General features: G+C 50.1%; 14 protein-coding genes. 8 read left to right on the forward strand and 6 right to left on the reverse strand.

Annotated elements, in window-relative coordinates:
• The first annotated feature begins 1 nt into the window (after position 1).
• The 5 genes from UC14_RS10045 to rmf all read left to right on the forward strand — a co-directional run bounded on the left by UC14_RS10045 (position 2) and on the right by rmf (position 5,907).
• Positions 2-1,906 (forward strand): ABC transporter ATP-binding protein, encoded by a 1,905-nt coding sequence (locus tag UC14_RS10045; protein ID WP_013574867.1) that lies wholly within the window; start codon positions 2-4, stop codon positions 1,904-1,906.
• A gap of 78 nt (positions 1,907-1,984) precedes the next feature.
• Complete coding sequence (gene pqiA / locus UC14_RS10050) at positions 1,985-3,259, forward strand: membrane integrity-associated transporter subunit PqiA (protein WP_370447461.1); 1,275 nt, start codon at positions 1,985-1,987, stop codon at positions 3,257-3,259.
• On the forward strand, positions 3,246-4,898 hold the full coding sequence (pqiB, locus tag UC14_RS10055; protein ID WP_112197638.1) for an intermembrane transport protein PqiB: 1,653 nt from the start codon (positions 3,246-3,248) through the stop codon (positions 4,896-4,898). The genes pqiA and pqiB overlap by 14 nt, the downstream gene beginning before the upstream one ends.
• Positions 4,898-5,464 (forward strand): membrane integrity-associated transporter subunit PqiC, encoded by a 567-nt coding sequence (gene pqiC, locus UC14_RS10060; RefSeq protein WP_013574870.1) that lies wholly within the window; start codon positions 4,898-4,900, stop codon positions 5,462-5,464. The genes pqiB and pqiC overlap by 1 nt, the downstream gene beginning before the upstream one ends.
• A 275-nt stretch (positions 5,465-5,739) precedes the next feature.
• Positions 5,740-5,907 carry a ribosome modulation factor gene (gene rmf, locus UC14_RS10070; RefSeq protein WP_013574871.1) on the forward strand — a complete coding sequence of 56 codons (168 nt, stop codon included), beginning with the start codon at positions 5,740-5,742 and terminating at the stop codon, positions 5,905-5,907.
• 150 nt (positions 5,908-6,057) lie between these two features.
• On the opposite strand, the gene fabA is transcribed toward rmf, so the two are convergent.
• Positions 6,058-6,576, reverse strand: a complete 519-nt coding sequence (gene fabA / locus UC14_RS10075; RefSeq protein ID WP_013574872.1) for a bifunctional 3-hydroxydecanoyl-ACP dehydratase/trans-2-decenoyl-ACP isomerase — start codon at positions 6,574-6,576, stop codon at positions 6,058-6,060.
• A 68-nt stretch (positions 6,577-6,644) separates the two neighbouring features.
• On the reverse strand, positions 6,645-8,411 hold the full coding sequence (locus UC14_RS10080; protein WP_013574873.1) for a Lon protease family protein: 1,767 nt from the start codon (positions 8,409-8,411) through the stop codon (positions 6,645-6,647).
• Between the two features lie 210 nt (positions 8,412-8,621).
• Here UC14_RS10080 and matP point away from each other — a divergent pair, with 210 nt between their 5' ends.
• Positions 8,622-9,083, forward strand: coding sequence for a macrodomain Ter protein MatP (matP, locus tag UC14_RS10085; protein WP_112151106.1), 462 nt, complete (start codon positions 8,622-8,624; stop codon positions 9,081-9,083).
• Between the two features lie 108 nt (positions 9,084-9,191).
• Here the strand turns inward: matP and ompA are convergent, their stop codons facing one another.
• Both ompA and sulA read right to left on the reverse strand, forming a co-directional pair.
• Entirely contained in the window at positions 9,192-10,268 is a 1,077-nt protein-coding gene (gene ompA, locus UC14_RS10090; RefSeq protein ID WP_013574875.1) for a porin OmpA, read from the reverse strand.
• A 357-nt stretch (positions 10,269-10,625) separates the two neighbouring features.
• Positions 10,626-11,132 (reverse strand): SOS-induced cell division inhibitor SulA, encoded by a 507-nt coding sequence (sulA, locus tag UC14_RS10095; protein WP_013574876.1) that lies wholly within the window; start codon positions 11,130-11,132, stop codon positions 10,626-10,628.
• Between the two features lie 216 nt (positions 11,133-11,348).
• Between sulA and UC14_RS10100 the strand changes: the two genes are divergently transcribed.
• Positions 11,349-11,981 carry a TfoX/Sxy family DNA transformation protein gene (locus UC14_RS10100; protein WP_013574877.1) on the forward strand — a complete coding sequence of 211 codons (633 nt, stop codon included), beginning with the start codon at positions 11,349-11,351 and terminating at the stop codon, positions 11,979-11,981.
• Between the two features lie 21 nt (positions 11,982-12,002).
• On the opposite strand, the gene yccS is transcribed toward UC14_RS10100, so the two are convergent.
• Positions 12,003-14,144 carry a YccS family putative transporter gene (yccS, locus tag UC14_RS10105; RefSeq protein WP_112197639.1) on the reverse strand — a complete coding sequence of 714 codons (2,142 nt, stop codon included), beginning with the start codon at positions 14,142-14,144 and terminating at the stop codon, positions 12,003-12,005.
• A gap of 42 nt (positions 14,145-14,186) precedes the next feature.
• Positions 14,187-14,648, reverse strand: a complete 462-nt coding sequence (locus UC14_RS10110; protein ID WP_013574879.1) for a YccF domain-containing protein — start codon at positions 14,646-14,648, stop codon at positions 14,187-14,189.
• A 176-nt stretch (positions 14,649-14,824) separates the two neighbouring features.
• On the opposite strand from UC14_RS10110, the gene UC14_RS10115 reads away from it, so the two are divergent.
• Positions 14,825-15,896: UvrD-helicase domain-containing protein (locus tag UC14_RS10115; RefSeq protein WP_157962086.1), on the forward strand; the 1,072-nt coding region annotated here is incomplete at its 3' end.

Genomic DNA, 15,896 nt, shown 5'->3' on the forward strand with positions numbered 1-15,896 from the left:
TATGTCGTTAATTAGTATGTCAGGTGCCTGGCTGTCATTCAGTGACTCGCCGCTGTTGGATAACACCGAATTACACATCGAGCCGAATGAGCGTGTCTGTCTGGTTGGCCGTAACGGTGCCGGTAAATCGACGCTGATGAAGATCCTGAACCGCGAAGTGCCGCTCGATGACGGGCGTATCGTGTATGAGCAGGATTTGATTGTTGCGCGTCTGCAACAGGATCCGCCGCGCAATGTCGAAGGTACGGTGTTTGATTTCGTCTCCGAAGGTGTGTTCGAGCAGGCTGAACATCTGAAGGCGTATCACGCGATTTCGCATCTGGTTGAAACCGACCCGAGCGAAAAGAACATGAACAAACTGGCTCAGGTGATGGAGATCCTCGATCATCAGGGCCTGTGGCAGCTCGACAGCCGTATCAACGAAGTATTGCTGAAGCTGGGTCTGGATGCAGATACAGAGCTGAAATCCCTGTCCGGCGGCTGGCTGCGTAAAGCGGCGCTGGGCCGTGCTCTGGTCAGCGCGCCTCATATTCTGCTGCTCGATGAACCGACGAACCATCTGGATATCGAAAGTATCGCGTGGCTGGAAGATTTCCTGAAGGAATTCCAGGGCAGCATTATCTTCATTTCCCATGACCGTTCTTTCATCCGCAATATGGCGACGCGCATTGTCGATCTTGATCGCGGCAAACTGGTGTCTTATCCAGGTAATTACGAAGCCTATCTGCTGGCAAAAGAAGAAGCCTTACGCGTTGAAGAACTGCAGAACGCCGAGTTTGATAAAAAACTGGCGCAGGAAGAAGTGTGGATCCGTCAGGGTATCAAAGCCCGCCGTACCCGCAACGAAGGCCGCGTACGCGCTCTGAAAGCCCTGCGTAAAGAGCGTTCCGATCGCCGGGAAGTGATGGGCACCGCCAAAATGCAGGTGGTCGAAGCCGCGAGTTCAGGCAAGATTGTCTTTGAAATGGAAGACGTTTATTACAGCATTGCCGGAAAACAACTGGTGAGCAACTTCTCTGCGCAAGTCATGCGTGGTGATAAAATTGCGCTGATTGGCCCGAACGGTTGTGGTAAAACGACGTTGCTGAAACTGATGTTAAGTAAGATTCAGGCAGACAGCGGCCGTGTTCACTGCGGTACTAAACTGGAAGTGGCGTACTTCGACCAGCACCGTGCTGAGCTGGATCCTGAGCGTACGGTGATGGATAACCTGGCCGAAGGTAAGCAGGAAGTGATGGTCAATGGCCGTGCACGCCATGTACTGGGCTACCTGCAGGATTTCCTGTTCCACCCGAAACGTGCCATGACACCGGTGAAAGCGCTGTCAGGTGGCGAACGTAACCGCCTTCTGCTGGCAAAATTATTCCTGCGCCCAAGCAACCTGTTGATCCTCGATGAACCGACCAACGACCTGGATGTGGAAACTCTTGAACTCCTGGAAGAGATGATCGACAGCTATCAGGGCACGGTACTGCTGGTGAGTCATGATCGTGAATTCGTTGATAACTCGGCAACCGAATGCTGGATTTATGAAGGCGATGGCGTGATCAACAGCTATGTCGGTGGTTACCATGATGCACAGCATCAGCGCCGCAACCAGAAGCCAATCCGTCAGGCGGTGACCACGGAAAATAAACCCGCTGCACAACCTAAAGCAGAACCGGCCAAACGCACCGCGAATAAGCTCAGCTATAATCAGCAACGTGAGCTGGAACAATTGCCTTCGCAAATCAGCACTCTGGAAGAAAAAATCAGTGCCTTGCAACAGCAAATGAGCGATGCAAATTTCTTCACCCTTCCTCATGAAGAAACGCAGCAGGTGCTCACCGCTTTCGCTGCCGCAGAGCTTGAGTTAGAGCAGGCGTTTGAACGTTGGGAAGCGCTGGAAGCGCAGAAGAACGCTTAACACTGCCTCATGATTGGCAACCGGATAAAGGGAAGGCCGGTTGCCGATATTCGTAGTCTTTCCGCTGTTGAGGAGTCGATAGTGTGTTCTGACGCCCATGATCATGACCCGCACATATTATGTCCCCAATGCGATATGCTGGTGGCAATACCCGGCCTGCACATCGGGCAAAAAGCGGTGTGTCCCCGTTGCCACACTACGCTAACCTCCCGCTGGAATGAGCCTCGAAGACGTCCTGTCGGTTATGCCATCAGTGCGTTGTTCATGCTGTTGCTGGCCAATCTCTTTCCTTTCGTCAATATGAATGTTGCCGGGCTGAGCAGCGAAGTCACGCTGGTGCAAATCCCTCAGGTTCTGGTTTCAGAAGACTATGCCAGCATGGCGTCGTTATTCATGATCGTGGTGCAACTGCTCCCGGCCATCTGCATGCTGTCCATTATCATCCTCTGCCAGAGTTTCAATATTCCCGTTCGCTGGAAAGTTGTCATTGCCCGGACCTTATTCCAACTGAAAGCCTGGTGTATGGTCGAGATTTTCCTTGCCGGGGTACTGGTCAGCTTCGTGAAACTCATGGCTTATGGCGACGTGGGCGTGGGCAGCAGTTTTTATCCCTATGTCCTGTTTTGCCTTCTGCAATTGCGTGCCTTTCAATGCACGGACCGTCTTTGGATATGGCAGCACATCGAACCTGCTCCGGCGGTAAATCAGCCACTGCGCATGGGAGAAAGCGGACTGCGTCAGGGTCTGCGATCCTGTCATTGCTGCATGGCGATTTTACCGGTTGATCAAAAAGAATGCGGCCGTTGCAAAACCCATGGTCATGCACGGCGTAAAAATAGTCTGCAATGGACAATGGCTCTGCTGGTGACCTCCGTTCTGCTGTATATCCCGGCAAATCTGTTGCCTATCATGATCACTCAGGTACTGGGTAATCCGATACCGTCTACGATTATGGCCGGGGTGGCGCTGTTATGGAGCGAAGGTTCCTATCCCGTGGCTCTGGTTATTTTGATCGCCAGTATTATGGTACCGACGCTCAAAATGATCGCTATTGGCTGGCTATGCTGGGATGCGAACAGTAATAAAGAGATCGACAGGGAACGATTACATGTCATTTACGAGGTGGTTGAGTTCGTTGGCCGCTGGTCAATGATCGACGTGTTTGTTATTGCGGTACTGGCGGCGCTGGTGAGAATGGGGCAACTGATGAGTATTTATCCGGATATTGGCGCGCTGCTGTTCGCCGGCGTAGTTATCCTCACCATGTTTGCCGCAACGACATTTGACCCAAGGCTCATTTGGGATCGTGCTGGAATGAAGTCTACAAAGGAGCCACAAGATGGCGGGAAATAACATGGCAGAGCATGACGGAACTGCCAAAGTAGAGAAAATTAAACGCTGGTCGCCAGTGTGGATCGTACCGATCGTCACTGCGCTGATTGGCGCGTGGATCCTGTTTTATCACTACAGCCATCAGGGCCCGGAAGTCACGCTGATCACTACCACTGCTGAGGGTATCGAAGGTGGCAAAACCACCATCAAAAGCCGTAACGTCGATGTCGGTAAAGTAGAGTCCGTTACGCTTAGCGATGATTTACAACAAGTTATCATCAAAGCACGACTGAACACCGGCATGGAAAAAATGCTGCGCGGGGACTCTGTTTTTTGGGTAGTGAAACCGCAAATCGGACGTGAAGGCATCTCCGGTCTGGGCACATTATTGTCCGGCGCTTATATTCAGCTGCAGCCGGGTAACAAGGGGGGAGAAAAATCAGAATATAAACTGGATGACTCCCCCCCGCTGGCTTCACCTGATGCGAAAGGGATCCGCGTGAGTCTGGAAAGTGAGCGTTCCGGTCAGCTGAGTCCAGGCGACCCGGTGTTGTTCCGGGGTTTCCAGGTCGGTACGGTGGAAACCAGTCACTTTGATCCGAAAGCACGTAACATCAAATACCAGCTTTTCATCCGTGCGCCTTACGACACACTGGTGACTGATAACGTGCGTTTCTGGAAAGACAGCGGCGTGAACTTCGATATGTCTGCCGCCGGTATGCGTGTCGAAATGGGGTCACTGACCACGTTATTTAGTGGTGGTGTCAGCTTTGATATTCCGAATGGCTGGACGCAGGGCAACGAAGCCAAAAATGGTGACAGTTATAAGCTCTTTGATGATCAGAAAAGCATTCAGGAATCGCTGTATACCCGTCACACGGATTACGTGATGTTCTTCTCGGATTCTATTCGCGGTCTGCAACCTGGCGCACCTGTTGAATTCCGTGGTATTCGTCTGGGTACTGTGGCCGAAGTGCCTTATCCGATGAATGTGGTGAAACAGCAGATGTCGGACGATTATCGTATTCCTGTGCTGATCCGCATTGAACCCGATCGCTTCGTTCAACTGCTGGGCAGTAATTTCAATATTGAAGATCATATCCGTGACGGTATTGCTCAGGGTCTGCGTGCTTCGATGAAATCCGCCAACCTGTTAACAGGGGCGATGTATATCGATCTGGATTTCTATCCGAATGAAAAACCGTGGAAAGGGCCGCTGGAAATCGGCGGGCATAAATTGTTGCCGACGGTGAGCGGAGGCTTTGCACAGATTCAGCAAAAACTGATGACAACCCTCGATAAGATCAACAATCTGCCAATCGAACCGATGATGCGCGAAGCGACAAGTACGCTGGCTGAAAGTCAGAGGACGATGAAGTCAACGCAGAAAACGATTGAGTCTCTGAACGCGATTGTCAGCAGTAAAGAGATGAAAAATCTGCCTCAGGATATGCAGCAGACGCTGATTCAGTTGAACCGCAGCCTGAAAGGCTTCCAGCCTGGTTCGCCAGCGTACGGCAATCTGGTCGGCGATATGCAGAGTCTGGATAAAACCCTGCGTGAGCTGCAACCGGTATTGAAAACGCTGAATCAGAAAAGTAACGCACTGATTTTCGCTGCCCCAGGGCAAGATGATCCTCAGCCGAAGAAGGCCAAATAATGATGAAATGGATACCTGTCGTCTTAGCATTATTCCTGACTGCCTGTAGCAGCAGTGATCAGAAAACCTACTACCAGTTGCCTGTGCTGAGCAGCACCGTAACAACAGGTAGCGTGATGTCTGCAGGTGCCGTACAGCGGCATCTGTGGGTTGAGCGGGTGAGTGTTGCTGATTATCTGGCAGGGTCAGGGCTGGTATATCAGACCAATGATGTGCAGTACACGCTGACCCAGAATAATCTCTGGGCCAGTCCGTTGGATCAGCAACTACAGCAAGCACTGGTCACCTATTTACGCCGGGACTTGCCGGGCTCGCTGGTTTCCACTCAGGCGGCGAATACCGACGATCAGGATGTGCTGAACGTTAATGTCACCGGTTTCCATGGCCGCTATGACGGTATTGTGATCGTCAGTGGCAGCTGGAGCCTGACACGCAACGGGCAGATGATTCAGCGTGATTTCACCCTGAATCTCAAGCAAAACGAAGATGGTTATGACGCGCTGGTCAGAACGTTGGCTACCGGCTGGCAGCAAGAAGCGGGCCAGATTGCTGCGCAGATAAGATGACGTTTTTTTAAGCTTAATATTTTTTAAGTTAAAGATAAAAAATCCCGGTTTCTGACCTGACAGACACCGGGATTTTTTTATGGGGATCAGCCAGATGAGAGATTAACTGGCGCGATTATTTTGTGCGCAATCCAATAATATAGCTCACAAATGTGACATTGGCGTGAATTTTGCGCATTGACCTCTCCTCATATTGCAGCTATTTGTTAGATGTGGACGCAGAAGCGGGCCACTGTTTTCTTTCCACCTGACCTGAATAATGAGGGATACAAGGCATGAAGAGACAAAAACGCGATCGCCTGGAACGGGCACAATCACGTGGATATCAAGCAGGTATTGGCGGACGCTCAAAAGAGATTTGTCCGTACCAATCATTAGATGCCCGATCACACTGGCTCGGGGGTTGGCGACAAGCCATGGAGGACAGGGCTGTTACCGCTTAAGCGGCTACCCTGTCAGAATAAGGAACAACCTCCGCTGTGCGCGGAGGTTTTTGTTTGTGGCAAATACCATCTCTGTTCGCTGAAAAACACGCATAAAAAACGGCGAGCCCATCAGACTCACCGTTTTATCAGACTCAGCAACAGGCTCTCTTAGAAAGCAGCCGCGTCTTTGAACAAACCCACTTTCAGATCAGTTGCGGTGTAAATCACCACACCATCAACCAGCACTTCACCATCAGCTACGCCCATGATCAGTTTACGGTTGATAACACGTTTGAAATTCAGGCGGTAGGTGACCAGTTTTGCGGTTGGCAGAACCTGACCGGTGAATTTAACTTCACCCACACCCAGTGCGCGGCCTTTGCCTTCGCCACCGAGCCAGCCCAGATAGAAGCCCACTAACTGCCACATGGCATCCAGACCCAGACAACCAGGCATTACCGGATCGCCAATAAAGTGACAACCAAAGAACCACAGATCAGGGTTGATATCTAATTCAGCTTCAACATAGCCTTTGCCATGGGTGCCGCCGTCTTCTTGCATCTTTACGATACGATCCATCATCAGCATATTGCCTGATGGTAACGGAGGGCCACCAGCGCCGAACAGTTCACTGCGGCCAGAAGCTACGAGGTCTTCTTTCGTATAGGAATCGCGTTTATCTACCATGTTCTATGTAAGCCTTATTTTAATGAAGGGCGAAGTTTAGCGAACAGCTGTAAGCTGAACAACTCCGATCAGCTGCGATTGAACCAGTTCAACCAGCGAAGAGGCCACGGATAACGCGGGCTGCCTTGCGATGTCGCCAGCGCAATACGCTGCTGAATTAATCCCAGCAGACTCGGACGCTCTTCTTCAGCTTCTTCTTCGTTTGTGTAAATCAATCCGGTCAGGATAGGTAGCGCTTCGGCTGCGTTATCAACTGCCCATAAATGAAACTGGCCTTCGCGAACGGCGTCCAGAACCTGCGGATGCAGGCACAGGTTGCGCACGTTGCTGGTTGGCAGAATGACCCCTTGTTTACCGGTCAAACCGCGACGTTGACAAACTTCGAAGAAACCTTCGATTTTCTCGTTTACGCCACCAATAGGTTGCACATTCCCAAACTGATCGACAGAGCCGGTGACCGCAATTTGCTGGTTGATCGGCTGCATCGACAACGCACTGATCAGTGCGCAGAGTTCAGCAAGTGAAGCGCTGTCGCCGTCCACTTCTCCGTAAGACTGCTCAAATACAATCGAGGCGGAAAAGGGCAGAGGCTGGTCGAGTTCTAACTCGGAAATCAGAAAGGCCTGCATAATCATCATGCCTTTGGCATGCAGATTACCACCTAACTCGGCTTTACGTTCGACGTCTGTAAATTCGCCGTCGCCGGCATGTACGACACAACTAATTCGGGAAGGTTCACCCAACGCTCGCGGATGCCCCGGATATTCCAGTACAGACAGGCCATTAATCTGCCCGACAACTTCGCCTTCTGTTTCAATGCGAATTTGTCCAAGTTCGATTTCATCCTGCATACGCTCCTGGAGATAACTCTCACGCCATGCACGTGCACCGGATGCCGCTTCAAGAGACTTAACGCTCAGCAACTCGTCTTCATTATAGAGTGCAGCTTCGCTAAGCTGGGTGTTCAGCCATACTGGGTCGAGTGTCAGACTGCCCTGATCGGTGCTGTGACGAATGGCCATTTTCAGAAACTCGGGCCATGCATCAGCGGCCAGGCGTGGGATCTCAAGCTCATCAGCCAGCGTATTGACATAACCACACCAGGTTTCCATATCGCTTTCTTCCGTCAGCGGCAGGTCGGCTTCAAATTCACCATAAATGGAAGAATCCACCAACTCTGGCTCCATATCACTGAGGTCACCAAGCGATAAGCGGTCACCGACCAGAATCAGGCGAATATCCAAAGGCATCGGAGGGACTGTCACAGGTAAAGGTGTCGTCTCATCTGGTGAGACCCAATGATATTGACCTTCGGTGATCATCTGTTTCAGACGCAACCACATCAGAGGCTGCGCGATGAGGGTACGGATGGAAAGTACCAGCACACCGCCATTCACCTGGTGTACCAATCCCGGCTCCAGCTGGATCTGGTCTTTGTAAATGCGCACGCACCCGAACAGCTGTTCAGGTTCAACCCATTCACGATACTGGCAGGTCGATTTCGCCGCGAATGCATCTTCCGCTGTCTTCGCCGCCAGCAGCGTTACCTTATTGCCTTCAATATGGTAACGGTTACCCGTGACTTCCGCCGGTTCAGGTAGTAAGTCGCTGACCACCTGCGTAATGCGTGACAAGTATTCGCGATTTTCCTGCGCCTTGAGCGTCATAAAACGCACACGTGAGCGGGGATGACAAAACAGCGTTAAACCATTTTCCAGCCGGGGCTGAATTCCTGCAAAATCGACAGGGGCTAACTGGGCAGCCGTTGCAAAGATTGCCTCGTAAGGCGCGGAGTCGGGCAGTAAAAGCTGCCAGTCAAGTCGGTTATTGGTCAATGTGTTAGCTGTTTTCTATAAAAAGGGAAAGTGCGATTATACAAGAATAAATCCGGCTGCATACAATGAGAGTCGTAGCGGAATTGGTCTTAGTGCACATTGCTGTACAGGTGGGCAAAAAACAACCAAAATAAGCGGTTTTATTTGGGGTGAAAATTGAATTAAAGCTGTTATGCTTAGTAAAGTTACGTGGTCACCGAAGAGTTCACGATGAAATATCAGCAACTGGAAAATCTCGAAAGTGGTTGGAAATGGAAGTATCTGGTGAAAAAACACCGGGAAGGTGAGCGGATCACCCGCCATTTGGAAAACAGCGCTGCCCAGGAATCCGTGAATCAACTTCTCAACCTGGAAAACGAGCCGGTCAAAGTGTTAGACTGGATTGTTAATAATATGAATCCGGCGCTGGAAAATCGTCTTAAGCAAACGATTCGTGCACGCCGTAAGCGTCACTTCAATGCAGAGCATCAGCACACTCGCAAAAAATCTATCGATTTAGAATTTCTGGTCTGGCAGCGTTTAGCGGGATTGGCACAAAGGCGTGGTGTCACGCTTTCTGACACAATCATTCAACTGCTTGAAGATGCCGAGCGTAAAGAGAAATACGCGAATCAGATGTCTTCATTGAAAGAGGATTTAGAACAAATACTCGGCAAGAAAGATATTGGATAGATTTGCTTTCGCGTCTCAGGGAGTCAGCTATTTGCTCTGACCGAAGGCATAAAAAAAACCCCGCCATGGCGGGGTTTTTAGTATCTGTAGCAAAGCTAAAGCGTGTTATTAAGCCTGTGGCTGAGTAACAGTATCTTTGTAGCCTTTAACTTCGATTTCTACACGACGGTCTGGTGCCAGGCAGTCGATCAGAGCAGCACGGCCTTTAACGGAGTCACAGGTAGAACCGGTAACTGGGTTAGATTTACCCTGGCCTTGTGCAGAGATCTTGTTAGCAGGGATACCTTTAGATACCAGGTAATCTACTACGCTCTGAGCACGTTGCTCAGACAGTTTCTGGTTGTATTGTTCTGAACCGATACGGTCGGTGTAACCCAGAACGATAACAGAACCGTCTTTAGGATCGATAGAGCTCAACTGGCTGTACAGCTGATCCAGAGCCTGTTGGCCTTCTGGTTTCAGAGTCGCTTTGTTGAAGTTGAAGAGAACGTCAGATTTCAGAGTGAATTTCTTAGTCTCTACAACTGGAGCTGGAGCTGGTGCTGGAGCAACAACTGGAGCAGCTGCTTCATCTTGACCGAAACGGTAAGAAACACCTACAGACAGCATTGCGTTATCAGGACGTGCACCAACGGTAGCCGCGTCACCAATGTTGTTAACCCACTGGTAATCCAGACGGGTAGCCCAGTTTTTGGTTACTGCGTATTCAACACCAACTGCTGCCAGTGGAGAAACACCAGTGTCATGATCACTTACGCGACCATTAGCACCGTTGTTGAAGTTACCTTTAGCATCTGCACGCCAAACCATACCACCCAGACGGGTGTACAGGTCCAGATCGTCAGTCAGCGGGTAGCTCAGTTTAGCAGCCAGCTGAACGCCTTGTGCTTTGAACGCGCCGTTATTTACGCTGCCTTTGTAAGGCATACGGCCAAGCCAGTCATATCCCATTTCAAAGCCCAGGTATTGGTTCGCTTGGTAACCCAAGAACGCACCTGCACCCAGTTGGCTTTCGTGGGTAGGGCCGTTGCCGATACCGTTGTAAGCGTTTGCGAAACCAGTGTCATGGTATTGGGACCAGCCCAATTTACCACCGGTATACCAGGTGTTATCTTTAGGGGCGGCTTGCGCTACGGTAGCGAAACCTGCCAGTGCCACTGCTAATGCGATAGCTGTCTTTTTCATTTTGCGCCTCGTTATCATCCAAATAGGCAATTGAGCTTTAAGCTTTTTAAGCCCTTGGTTAAAATCCTTACGCCAAGATTATTGCTTCATTTCAGAACTTGCCACTTTACGTTGGCATTATCGAGCAACCTTGGCGTTGTAAAGTCTACAACGTGGCGCGAAACTTACAAGCTTGATGTGTTAACACCGTGGAAAAAAAGGGAAAAACGGACACATTTCTTAACGGCTTTGGCAATTTGCTGACAAAATCTGGCACTAATCTGCATTCCGGAAGCCCGTTTTTACTGGCTTGCAGGCATTATTCAGCACAAATCACTAAGTTCCGCATTATTTTCATAGGAAGATTCCTATTTTGAACTAATGGTATACGGAAGAGTGAATTTTTACTGTGGAATGATGTCCACAAGCTGAATTCTGTTCATTTGTCGGTCTCATTATGAAGCCGTAAGCACCACCCTGGCGTGCTGCAATTTGCAATCTTTCCCTCTCAGTATCACTCAAATCCGGAAGCCATCCCAACACGACACTGTAGTTACCCGTCTGCAAGGCTTTCTCCATCGCATCTACCGTCGACATCGCCGTAATTTGATTAACTTGCACCATCTTATCCACCGGCAGACCTGACTGAGATAACCAATGACGGCTCAGTTTTTGTTGAGGTGTGAGCCACAACAACCAGCGAGACTGCATACCCAGGTGTTGCAGTAAGGGCAGTAATAACTGCGCAAAAGCAGGTTGGCTCGCACTATAGACGAACTCAGTGATCAGACCATTATTCAAGGATGCAGACGTATTTACCTGTGACGGAGTGACGGGCAAAGCAAGCTGACTAAAATGATGATTTGTATGGTGTTGAGTTCGCATAATGATGTACTCCAGTGAGTTACTGTATGTATGTACAGTACTCTGGCGGTGAGCAAAGATCAACCCAATTTTTCCAAGATATCTCGCAAATTTTGAAGGCAACAGGCTGTAACGGCATTTTATGTTTGTTGGAGTTCATAAGATTGCGTATTTTGCTTTTAGCTGTTTTGGTAACTCAAAATGGAAGCAAGGGATTAACGTGAAAAGGATAACGCAATGATAAACAAATCAAAAAAACGAGTGCTTGAGTGTCTGGAGATTTTTGCCCCGTTGGGCAATATTCGTTCCCGCACCCAATTTGGGGGGATGAGCTTGTCCGCTGACCGCGTCATGTTCGCCCTGGTTTCTGATGGTGAACTCTATCTGCGAGCGACCGGAGAAACCGAAACTCATTTTCGCCGCAAAAAGATGGAGAGGCTGACCTATCGCAAGCGAGGCATGGATGTGCAGTTGCGTTATTTCAAAGTGAGTGCCCGGCAATGGAGTGATCACCAGGCACTGTGCGAGCTGGGCAGATTATCGTTGCAAGGGATGTTGCGGGATATAGAGCTGAAAAAAAACAACGAAGCGGTCCGATTGAAAGATTTACCCAATCTCTCGCTGGCGCTCGAAAGGATGCTCTGGCAAGTCGGCATTGAGAACTCGGGGGACTTGCGGTTACAGGGGGCCTGCCATACCTACCTCAAACTGTGTGCCATTAAAAAAAAGAATTTAGGGATTAATTTATTGATGGCACTCGAAGGGGCAATTTTGGGCTTCCATGAAGCCGCTTTGCCGATGGAATCCAGAGAGTCATTAACTCACTGGTTTAACCATCACCAAGAGCAGCTATCAACGGTTGTGCACTAAATTTGCGTAAGTTATCTGCAATTAGAGCCGATTTTGTGCCGGCAGGATCTTAGTATTAAGACTGGTGAGCTCAGGCAAATGAGCCACCAGTAATCCAATTTGCTGAAGCACGAGCTGCTCTTTACTGTCGATATCCGTTGTACGCATCTGAATACGTGCAGTGAGTTCACCAAGCGCGTGTTGGATGCGTTCTGCTTCAGAAGGCAGATGATGCAAAGCGCCGTCAACGCAGCATGCTGCATCATCCAGCAACCTCAGGGTTTCGGCATCATTGAGTTTTTCGCGATGGGCACCCAGCGCTGAAATGTAGCTCAGCATAGTATGATTGAGGCATAACAGGCGAAACGCCGCTTCGAGTGTCGCCGGTTCGTTATTTCTCTCAGAGCTCATGTTCGACACCACGGACGCCAGTTCGGCATCGCAATTATGCGCATCACGGCGGGCCAGACGGTACTCGAGACTGTTGTCTTTCCCCTGATGGTACTGCACCAGAATAGCATCAAGATAACGGCAATTAGCATCGAACGTTTTTCTGACCACCTTATCAAGTTGCCTGAATTTCCAGTCGGGCCATATAAAGGTCACTGCCGCCCAGGCGATACCACAACCAATCAGCGTATCGATTACTCTCGGGATAGCGACTTCAAATCCTTCGCCTAACAAATTGAAGCATAACAACACCAGAAGGGTGATGAACATTGTGGCCTGCGCGTATTGCACTGTGCGGAACGCAAAGAACAATAACCCGCTGATGACGATCAGAATCATTTGCCCGTCAACGGACGGAACGAAATACAAGATAGGGATCCCGAGAGCAATAGCGGCGAGTGTTCCGATTATCCTCAGAGCTAACCTCCGGCGGGTCGCACTGTAGTTTGGTTGACAGACAAAAAGACTGGTGAGCAAGATCCAGTAGCCGTGATTTAAGCCGCTGACCTGAATGAAAACGTAGCCTACAAAGAGCACGACAGACATACGAATTGCATGACGGAACAACACCGATTGCGGCGTAAAATGGCGGGAAATGCGCAGCCAGATATCATCAAGGCCAGTCAGACGGTCTTCCGCAAACGGGCTTTTGCCGGTCTGGTTTTCCGGCAGAGATTGCTCCGACTCGATATTTGCCAGTTGCGCGTCAATCGCATGCAGATTGCGTAAAAGATGGCGTAACGCCTGTAATGTCTCACGGTGTTCGTGATGAGATTCCAGACGTTTGAGGGCTTCTTCCAGCCGGGAAAACGCCCGTTCGAACTGGCTGTTGTGGGTATATTGCTGGCGATAAAGAATGCATTGTGACAGCTGTAAACAGGCCCGCGCCTGCATGCTCATCAGGCGCTGAAAGCGGAACAGAATATCACTGTGATGAAATTGTTCACTGAGTTTGAGGTACTGCACGTGGGACGAGCTGGCGCGCTCATGAATATCCTGCACCACAAAATAATAATGTAATGTCCGGCGGGTCCCTTTCTGGCCACGATCTCCTTTCAGCCGGGTCTGTAGCGTATTTTTTGTTTGGTTCAGTGTGGAGACCAGTTGACCGTTGGCCATGGCCAGCTCGACCAGTTGCTGGTTGTTATCTTCCTGATCGGGATCAAACAACGTTGCTTTAGCTTCAAGATAAGCCGCCAGTTGCGTGAAACAGCGGGAGATCTGATCCTGTAACGGACGGATGGGGAAAATAATATGGCCAGCCAGCGTCAGCAGGTTATACCAGATAGCACCCGCAAGCAGGATCAGCGGTTGCTGATACCAGATGTGATACATGCTGGTGCCAAGCATCGTATATATGGCGATCAGCAACGCGCCGAAGGCAATCGTGGCATAACGCTGCCCCAGGGCCCCCAGCAGGATGAATCCGCAGGTTGAAATCATCAGCCCGGGCGCAAAAAGCCACGGATAGGGGAAGAGTAATTCTATGGATGCTGAAGCAATAAAAAAACAGACCAGGGTAATCAGCAAATTGCGCAGACGGCCAGCGAGACGATCATCAAGATCGGCAAGAGCCGCAGCAACCACACCGAGTGTAAGGGGGATTGTCAGCGTGAACTGACCCAACCACCATGGCAATGCCGCAGCCCCTGTCAGCGCAATGAAAATCCTGATGTGATAAAGAATATTGCTGTTATAGGCATAGCGCCGTAAACCGGGTGCAATAGAAAGCACGAAAAACCCACCTTAAAATTCAAAAATGTTGAAACATCGCAATCAGCGAATGCGTCCGTTTTCTCTCTGACGGCTTGCATTAGCTTCACGAACTTGCTTTGCCAGCTCGACGGAAACGACCCTGCGTCCTACCGGCCAGAGTGCAATGGCAGCAATTTTAAAGTTCGCAATGCCCACCGGAATACCGATTATGCTGATACATTGCGCGATACCGGCAACGATATGCGACAAGCATAACCACCAGCCGAAAAAAATAAACCAGAAGATATTCAACAGAGTACCTCCGCCGGACAGCAACGCGCTGCGTTTTTCCGGATACAGGTCATCGACATGTACGGCTTCATTGCCAAATGGCAGCAGTGAAAGACGGGTGATTTCCCAGCAAGAACGGGTGAGGGGCAGAGTAAAGATCAGCACGATACTGACCAGCGTAGCAAGCAGCCAGGCAAGCGTGGTGAAAAAACCACCTAAAACAAAGTTAAGAATATTGAGTACGGTACGCATGGCAGCTCTTCCCGAAGAGGTTAAAAAGTTGATAAATTTCGTGTTCACATAACGCAAACATACCTCTTATTCTACTCTGTTTTGGAGCGTGGATCGCCTGCGCTTATCAAAGGTAAACTCTTAAATGCTCTTGCATGTAAAATGTCAGGAATTAAAGAAAAACACGGTGTGATGATATGGAACTGAAATCGACCTCATTCGGGAAACATCTGGCGCAGCACCCTTATAACCGGGTGCGTCTGCTTAATGCCGGCGTGGAAGTCAGCGGCGATAAACATCACTATCTGATCCCTTTTAATCAGCTTATTCAGATTCGCTGCAAACGTGGCATCGTCTGGGGGGAGCTTGAATTTGAATTGCCGGAGCAAAAAGTGGTCCGGCTGCACGGCACCGAATGGCAGGAAACACAGCGTTTTTATCAATACCTGCTCAATATCTGGCAGACCTGGAGTCTCGAGATGAGCGAGGTCAGCGCCGGAGTATTGCGCGGGCAGGTTGAAAAAATTACCCAGATTGAACAGCAAGACAAATGGTTCAAACGCATTGATCTGGCGGATGTGCAGAAAGACATTACTGAGGCATTTTCTGCGATCCCGGTGCCTGTTGAACGTCTTACTGAATTTAATAATTGTCGGGAAGATTATCAGACCTGTCTGCGCTGGCTTGAGCAGGGTAAACGCAGTGTCGACCGGCGCAATCTGGCTTGGACTGACAGGGTGATTGCTGATAACCGTGACTTTTTTGATACCGTTGAAGTGTCACCGCTCAATGACAGCCAATGCCGCGCTGTCGTGAACGGTGAAGACGCGGTGCTGGTGCTGGCTGGCGCGGGCAGTGGTAAAACGTCGGTGCTGGTGGCGCGCGCGGGCTGGCTGTTGCGCCGTCAGGAAGCGCATCCTGAACAAATTCTGTTGCTGGCCTTTGGTCGTCAGGCAGCGGATGAAATGAACGGGCGTATCAAAGAGCGTTTGCATACTGAAGGCATCAAGGCCAAGACATTTCATGCGCTCGCTTTGCAGATTATCCAGGAAGGCAGCAAAAAAGCCCCCAAAATCAGCAAACTTGAAACCGATTCGAAAGCCCGGCGCAGCTTACTGATTAAGACATGGCAGCAGCAGTGTGCAGAGAAAAAAGTGCAGGCCAGCGGCTGGCGGCAATGGATGACAGACGAACTGGAATGGACCGTTCCTGAGGGTGATTACTGGAAAAATAAATCGCTGGCGGAGCGCCTCGGAAGCCGCCTTGAAC

Origin of the sequence: Rahnella sp. NRRL B-41462 (assembly GCF_003263525.1) — a bacterium.
GTDB classification, from domain to species: Bacteria; Pseudomonadota; Gammaproteobacteria; order Enterobacterales; family Enterobacteriaceae; genus Rahnella; species Rahnella aceris.

Excerpts from the sequence above, each read along its gene's own strand:
- UC14_RS10045 (WP_013574867.1), top strand. The coding sequence starts at position 2 with ATGTCGTTAATTAGTATGTCAGGTGCCTGGCTGTCATTCAGTGACTCG.
- pqiB (WP_112197638.1), top strand. The coding sequence starts at position 3,246 with ATGGCGGGAAATAACATGGCAGAGCATGACGGAACTGCCAAAGTAGAG.
- pqiC (WP_013574870.1), top strand. The coding sequence starts at position 4,898 with ATGATGAAATGGATACCTGTCGTCTTAGCATTATTCCTGACTGCCTGT.
- rmf (WP_013574871.1), top strand. The coding sequence starts at position 5,740 with ATGAAGAGACAAAAACGCGATCGCCTGGAACGGGCACAATCACGTGGA.
- fabA (WP_013574872.1), bottom strand. The coding sequence starts at position 6,576 with ATGGTAGATAAACGCGATTCCTATACGAAAGAAGACCTCGTAGCTTCT.
- matP (WP_112151106.1), top strand. The coding sequence starts at position 8,622 with ATGAAATATCAGCAACTGGAAAATCTCGAAAGTGGTTGGAAATGGAAG.
- ompA (WP_013574875.1), bottom strand. The coding sequence starts at position 10,268 with ATGAAAAAGACAGCTATCGCATTAGCAGTGGCACTGGCAGGTTTCGCT.
- sulA (WP_013574876.1), bottom strand. The coding sequence starts at position 11,132 with ATGCGAACTCAACACCATACAAATCATCATTTTAGTCAGCTTGCTTTG.
- UC14_RS10100 (WP_013574877.1), top strand. The coding sequence starts at position 11,349 with ATGATAAACAAATCAAAAAAACGAGTGCTTGAGTGTCTGGAGATTTTT.
- UC14_RS10110 (WP_013574879.1), bottom strand. The coding sequence starts at position 14,648 with ATGCGTACCGTACTCAATATTCTTAACTTTGTTTTAGGTGGTTTTTTC.